Consider the following 7,199-nt stretch of genomic DNA (forward strand, 5'->3'; position numbering starts at 1 on the left):
AGACCTTCTACTTTTTCATTTTTTCTGGGCGTATGATCCCATTCTTTTCTTTGCTCCGGTGGGCTCCTATGCTTCAGATCCCTTCGATCCGTAAACTTGAATTAAAGAAATGAAACAAATGATTCAATCTTTTCATGATAAAGAGCTACGAGTGATTATGGACGTGGTTTACAATCACGTCTATTCGGTTGAGGACTCTTCTTTTAACAAACTAGTGCCAGGTTATTATTTTCGATACCATAACGGTCAATTAGTGAACGGGACAGGCGTAGGAAATGATACGGCCTCAGAACGGATGATGATGAGAAAATTTATTGTTGATTCTGTTTCGTATTGGGCAAACGAATATCACTTGGATGGGTTTCGTTTTGATTTAATGGGGATACATGATGTTGAAACGATGAATCAGGTACGCCAAGCCTTGGATGACATAGATCCAAGTATCATTCTCCTGGGGGAAGGATGGGACTTGCATACAACGCTGCCCGCAGACCAAAAAGCGAACCAGAAGAATGCCTCCTTAATGCCAAGAATTGCTCAATTTAATGATTTTTTTCGTGACAGCTTGAAGGGAAGTACGTTTGACACGACCCAAAAAGGCTTTATCAGCCATTACCCCGGTCTTGAAGAAAACATAAAAAAAGGAATTTGTGCAAGAAGCTATGACCATAGTACAGCGACGTTTACCAGCCCTAGTCAGGTGGTTACTTATGTAGAAGCGCATGATAATCATACACTTTGGGATAAGCTCCAAATTACGAACAATGATGTATCGCCGTCAATTCGTAAGCGTATGCATCGTCTTGCTTCCGCTATCCTCTTAACCTCTCAGGGTATTCCTTTTCTTCATGCAGGCCAGGAATTTATGAGGACAAAAAGAGGAGAGGGAAATAGTTATAAGTCACCGGATCTCATTAATCAGCTTGATTGGAGACGGAGTGCAGAATTTGCTGAGGATATCAAATACATGAAGGGGCTGATTACGCTTCGCAAAACCTATTCGAGTTTCCGATTGGAATCGTATCAGTTAATTCATCAGAACTTACACTGGATCGAGGCTCCGGCCAATGTCTTAGCATACAGATTGTCCGGTCAACCACATGAATTGGTTGTGATTCATAATAGCAATCCGTGGGAAGTAGATGTCACCTTGCCCTTTAAAGGGGATTGGTCGGTGCTTGTAAATAGTGAAAAAGCTGGGGTAGAAGTCATTGCAATATGTAAAGGAAGCTCTGTAAAAGTATCAGAAATCAGCACGCTTATCTTAAAAAAAGAATGAACTTAATTATGAGTTGTAAAAATCAACCGTCCCAACTAATTGGGGCGGTCGATTTTTATGCTGATTTAGTTGATTGAGCAACCAATTTCGCTTGTGGAATCTTCCATAGCTCGGTCCATTTTTTAATCGACGTAATGATGATGATTAAGCCCAATACCAACATAATGATGGAAAGAACCCCATTGATTACACTATATCCTGCTGATGCTGAATTCAGATACACGTTCTTAACCATCCAGTATCCGGCCACATTCACGGTTACGTATAGGTAAGCGAGCGGAATCAGGCAAGTAAGGATATACCAGCGTTTATCAGCAATTTTCAGAATAACAGTCGTACCAACAATTAAGCCGATCGATGCCATCAACTGATTAGAAACACCGAAGAGTGCCCAAATCGAGCTGATATCTCCGGAGTAGAGTAAGTAGCCCCAGACGAAGCAAGCTAATGCGCTGGCAAATAGATTACCAGGCAGCCAATCAACGCGCTTAAGCGGTTTATAAAATTCGCCGAAGAAGTCTTGAATTAGATAACGGGCAACGCGCGTACCTGAATCAATGGCGGTTAGGATAAAGACCGCTTCGAAAAGGATAACGAATTGGAAGAAATAAGAAGCTAAGTTCTCAAACCATGGAATAGCCGTGAAGATATAGGTCATTCCAACAGCTAAGGTAACCGCCCCGCCTGTTCTTCCTTCTAAATCCATGCCGATTTCGTTACTTAGCTCAGCTAAATGAACAGTTTGCATACCTAGTGTTTCAAAAACCTCAGGAGAGGAGTTGATGGCAAAATAATCTCCGGGCTGTAAGGCAACTGCAGCAATTAAGGCCATGATCGCAACTAAACATTCTACAAGCATCGCCCCAAATGCGACTGGTTTAATATCACTCCAGCGATTTAGCATTTTAGGTGTGGTTCCTGAACCAACAAATGCATGAAAACCGGAAATAGCTCCGCAAGCAATTGTTATTGAAATAAAGGGCCACACGGGACCAGCTACAATAGGACCGCCGCCATTAATAAATTCGGTAAATGCAGGAAACTGAATATCAGGATTAACCACAAATACACCAATGATTAAGGCAATGAAGACACCGATTTTCATAAACGTACTTAGATAATCACGAGGTGCCAGCAAGAGCCACACTGGTAATGCGGCTGCAAAAAAGGCGTATATTGGAAGAATAAGGGCTAATGTGCTTGCTTCAAGGGATAAGAAATCTCCAAATGCTGTGTTTTGAATTTGTGGTCCTAAAACAATGCCGACCATAATTAAGACGAAACCGACAATGGTTGCCCACTTTAGGTTTCCAGTGAGTTTATGGTAGATACCTACGCCCATAGCAATTGGAATTGTAATTCCGACGGCAAATGTTCCCCAAGGGTTATTTTCCAAGGCATGAAGCACAACCATAGAAAGGCCGGCCATTGTAATGGTAATGATGAAGAGCATAGCTAGACCTGTACAAAAACCGGCTACAGGACCTAATTCTTTCTTAGCTACCTCAGAAAGAGACTTTCCATCTTGACGCATTGAAGCGAATAAGACGACTGCATCATGCACTGCCCCGCCGACAACGGCCCCGATTAACAGCCAGAGTAATCCTGGCAAATAACCGAATTGGGCAGCGAGAATGGGACCAACAAGTGGACCTGCTGCTGCGATAGCAGCAAAGTGATGTCCGAATGTCACCCACTTATTTGTTGGTACATAGTCCTTTCCATCCTCAAGTGTGTGAGCTGGCGTCGGAATAGAATCATTGAGCTTTAATACCTTGGCAGCCATAAAGGTACCGTATAAACGATAGGCAATTAATAAGATACAGATTGAACCGATTACTACTGTAACTGCATTCATTTTTATCCTCCCCACTATTGTTGTAACGTCATTTCACTAAATAAAAACGCCTACATTTAATTTTCACTTCAAAACACTGGTTGAAGGACTTCACCTGAAACAGTAAGAAAGCGAGTATGACAATAATTCCAACTCTTTCAACCATTAATGGCAGTAAAGTAATCAAGTTATCTCTTTTAACATCCATAGTCTTTTCTATCAATTTTAACTAAATAGTGGTATTTTGTCGATTCTAGTTTTTTTATTTATGTAAATAGTCTTGTTTAACTTTAAAAGTATCGTGGTAAACCTTAAGAAAAAGCAGCATGAAGAAATGTACATAAGCTAGGCAGAGGTATTGTTTTAGAAGAATGATAGAGGGAGGATTATAACAGAATGAATAATAATCATAAAAATAGTAAGGATCAGCAGCTTGAGTCGTACCGGGTTGATGATGCTGGCACAAAGTTAACGACTAATCAGGGCTTGCGTGTTTCTGAAGACGAACACTCCTTAAAAGCGGGTGAACGGGGACCGACATTAATGGAGGATTTTCATTTTCGTGAAAAAATGACTCATTTTGATCATGAACGGATTCCAGAGCGGATTGTTCATGCTCGCGGATATGGTGCCCATGGTTACTTCCAAGCCTATGAATCTATGAAGGAATACACGAGCGCTGGTTTTCTTCAAGACCCATCCATCAAGACCCCGGTATTTGTACGCTTTTCAACCGTGGCAGGTTCGCGTGGTTCGGCAGACACAGTTCGTGATGTAAGGGGCTTTGCGACAAAGTTTTATACAGAAGAAGGGAATTATGATTTAGTTGGAAATAACATTCCGGTATTTTTCATTCAAGATGCTATTAAGTTCCCGGATTTAGTCCATTCTTTCAAACCAGAGCCGCATAATGAAATACCGCAGGCACAAACGGCTCATGATACGTTCTGGGACTTTGTAACGGCTAATACAGAGACAGCACATATGGTTATGTGGCATTTGTCCGATCGGGCTATTCCCCGCAGCTATCGAATGATGGAAGGGTTCGGTGTGAATACATTCCGTTTCGTAAATGAACTTGGGAAGTCTCATTTTGTGAAGTTTCATTGGAAACCAAAACTAGGGGTCCATTCTCTCGTTTGGGATGAAGCCCAAAAACTGGCTGGTAAAGATCCTGACTTCCATCGCCGCGACCTTTATGAAGCAATCGAGATGGGGGAGTACCCTGAATTTGAATTAGGGGTTCAACTCATTAAAGAAGAGGATGAGTTTGCTTTTGATTTTGATATTTTGGATCCAACGAAACTTTGGCCGGAAGAAATCATTCCAGTTAAAATTATCGGAAAAATGACACTGGACCGTAATCCGGATAATGCCTTTGCTGAGACTGAGCAAGTTGCTTTCCATCTTGGAAATGTCGTACCTGGGATAGACTTTTCAAATGACCCAATGCTTCAAGGACGTCTTTTCTCTTATACGGATACACAACTCTCACGCCTTGGCGGTCCAAATTTTCATGAACTTCCGATTAATCGCTCGATTGCCCCAGTTCATAATAACCAACGTGACGGGATGCACCGCATGGCGATTAATAAAGGACAGGTCAGCTACCATAAAAATGGATTACAGGCTAATGCACCTGAGCCGGCTTCGGCAGAAGAAGGCGGATATGTACATTATCAGGAAAAGGTAGAAGGGCGAAAAGTTCGAGCTCGCAGTGAGAGCTTTAAAGATCATTACAGCCAAGCCATTCTTTTCTGGAATAGTATGACGGAAGTGGAGAAACAGCATATTATTGAAGCCTTCCAGTTCGAAGTAGGAAAACTGAAAAGCAAAGATATTCAGCAGCGTGTAGTCGATATGTTTGCAAATGTTGATTTCAGAATTGCTAAGGAACTGGCTTTAGCAGTGGGAGCATCTGTACCTGAAGCAGGCAATGTTCCAGATGGCAGCCCAGCTTCAGCTAGTTTGAGCCAAGAAACCAGCGTGAAGCTGCCGAATACACGTAAAGTGGCTGTATTAGCTGATCACGGTTTTGATTTTGCTGAGTTTAATCAATTAAAAGCAGACTTAACAGGAGTAGGAATACTTGTTGAAGTCGTGAGTAAAAACTTAGGGGCAATCCTTAGCAGCACTGGAGAGGAAGTTCCTGTTGATCACACATTCCTGACAGCAGATTCTGTCCAATTTGATGCAGTTTATGTTGCAGGAGGGAAGGATGGGGTTGCTAACCTTCTGGCTAGTAAGAAAGCTCCAACCTTCCTACTCGAAGCATATAGTCACTTCAAGTCTGTTGGGGCTGGCACAGATGCACTCGAACTATTAACAGCAGCTGGCATTACATCACAAGATCAAGCTGCAGGCGTAATAGCAGGCTCTGATCATAAAGCCTTTATTCAAGCAGTAACGCAAGCGCGTCATTGGTCAAGAATCGTATAAAAAACGAAAAAAAAGAGGCAGTCCCCTGCACACAGGGGACTGCCTCTATATTTTTGTTTATTTTTCTGCTTTTTCCTCAAATAATTTTACAACTTCAACAATAACTTCTACCGCTTTAATCATGTGATCTACGGAAATAAATTCATATTTTCCGTGAAAATTTTCCCCGCCTGTAAATATATTGGGTGTTGGCAGTCCCATATACGAAAGCTGTGAGCCGTCTGTTCCACCGCGGATGGGTTCGATAATTGGTTCAATGCCAAGGTTTTTCATCGCTTCAGCGGCTATTTCGACAATCTCCATCACCGGTTTAATTTTGTCTTTCATATTGTAATATTGATCCTTCATCTCCATAATAACGCGGTCCGCTCCGTATTGTTCCTGGAATTCAGCAACCGTTTTTTCAATAAATTGTTTTCTTTCCGCAAATTGTTCTTTGTCAAAATCACGGATAATGTAGTGCAGAACCGTTTGTTCCACATCGCCATTGATTCCAGATAGATGAAAGAACCCTTCATAGCCTTCAGTCATTTCTGGAGCTTCGTTTACAGGCAGACGGTCGTTGAATTTCATCGCTATTTTTGCTGCATTAACCATCTTTCCTTTAGCAGTCCCAGGATGAATATTGGTTCCCTTGAAGGTGATTTTTAAGCCGGCAGCGTTGAAACTCTCATATTGAAGTTCGCCCAGCGGCCCTCCATCAATCGTATAAGCATAGGCTGCTTGAAATGAATCGACATTGAACTTGTGAGGTCCTCTTCCAATTTCTTCGTCGGGTGTAAACGCTACTCTAATTTTTCCATGTTTTATTTCAGGATGTTGTATTAAATAGTCCATGGCCGTCATAATTTCTGCAATTCCAGCTTTATTATCAGCTCCAAGTAAGGTAGTACCATCTGTCGTAATCAACGTTTGGTTCTGATAGTCAGCAAGGTGTGGGAAATCAGTTGGAGAAAGGATAATGTTTAATTCACTATTAAGGGTGATGTCTTTTCCATTATAATTTTCAACAATTTGAGGGTTAACGTTTTTCCCGGTAAAATCCGTTGCTGTATCGAGATGAGCTAAGAACCCAATCACGGGAACCTCCTTATCTGTATTACTAGGAAGTGTGGCCATAACATAGCCGTTATCATCAATCTTTGCATCAACGAGGCCAATCGTTTGCAAATCATTAACCAGCTTGTTGCCGAGAATTAATTGTCCTGGTGAAGAGGGGCATGCAGCGTTCTCTTCATCTGATTGGGTATCAATTTTTACATAAGATATAAACCGTTCCATTAATTCGTTTTTCACTGTACCGTCAGCTCCTTGAAAATTAGGTTGTTTAATTTTACCTTAAAGGAGAAAGACGATTGTGACAAGTTCTTATATCAGCTTATTCCATAGGAAGCAAAATAAAAAAGGGAAGGTCTCATCCCTTTCATTCCGTACCTCTATTAGCATTTTTAACACATTTCATGGATTTTCTACTTAAATTCACCGTTCGAACGGATTTGTTGGAAAGAATTTTCTTCGTAATCCCCTGATTCGAATTGATCTCCATCTAATCTACTCTTGAGTAGCACATGTTTCCATTTGAGCATCGGACTAAAACCCAAATTAATTTTAGTGAAAGACCGTTGATTTAAGTATTGGCGTGAA

The 7,199-nt window shown here is 41.4% G+C and carries 4 protein-coding genes; 2 read left to right on the plus strand and 2 right to left on the minus strand.

What is annotated here, in order from left to right:
- Positions 1-109 precede the first annotated feature (109 nt).
- The gene (gene pulA, locus AC52RT_RS01030) at positions 110-1,279 is read left to right on the plus strand and encodes a type I pullulanase (RefSeq protein WP_495539033.1); all 1,170 of its coding nucleotides are present in this window, start codon (positions 110-112) and stop codon (positions 1,277-1,279) included.
- Positions 1,280-1,334: 55 nt separating this feature from the next.
- Here the strand turns inward: pulA and cstA are convergent, their stop codons facing one another.
- On the minus strand, positions 1,335-3,137 hold the full coding sequence (gene cstA / locus AC52RT_RS01035) for a carbon starvation protein CstA (RefSeq protein WP_495539034.1): 1,803 nt from the start codon (positions 3,135-3,137) through the stop codon (positions 1,335-1,337).
- A 375-nt stretch (positions 3,138-3,512) separates the two neighbouring features.
- Between cstA and AC52RT_RS01040 the strand changes: the two genes are divergently transcribed.
- Positions 3,513-5,555, plus strand: a complete 2,043-nt coding sequence (locus AC52RT_RS01040; RefSeq protein ID WP_495539035.1) for a catalase — start codon at positions 3,513-3,515, stop codon at positions 5,553-5,555.
- Positions 5,556-5,612: 57 nt separating this feature from the next.
- Here the strand turns inward: AC52RT_RS01040 and pepT are convergent, their stop codons facing one another.
- Complete coding sequence (gene pepT, locus AC52RT_RS01045; protein WP_495539036.1) at positions 5,613-6,851, minus strand: peptidase T; 1,239 nt, start codon at positions 6,849-6,851, stop codon at positions 5,613-5,615.
- Positions 6,852-7,199 lie beyond the last annotated feature (348 nt).

The organism is Peribacillus sp., assembly GCF_059453735.1.

What these genes read in the sequence shown, in the direction of transcription:
- pulA (WP_495539033.1), top strand. Translation starts at nt 110, where the DNA reads ATGAAACAAATGATTCAATCTTTTCATGATAAAGAGCTACGAGTGATT.
- cstA (WP_495539034.1), bottom strand. Translation starts at nt 3,137, where the DNA reads ATGAATGCAGTTACAGTAGTAATCGGTTCAATCTGTATCTTATTAATT.
- AC52RT_RS01040 (WP_495539035.1), top strand. Translation starts at nt 3,513, where the DNA reads ATGAATAATAATCATAAAAATAGTAAGGATCAGCAGCTTGAGTCGTAC.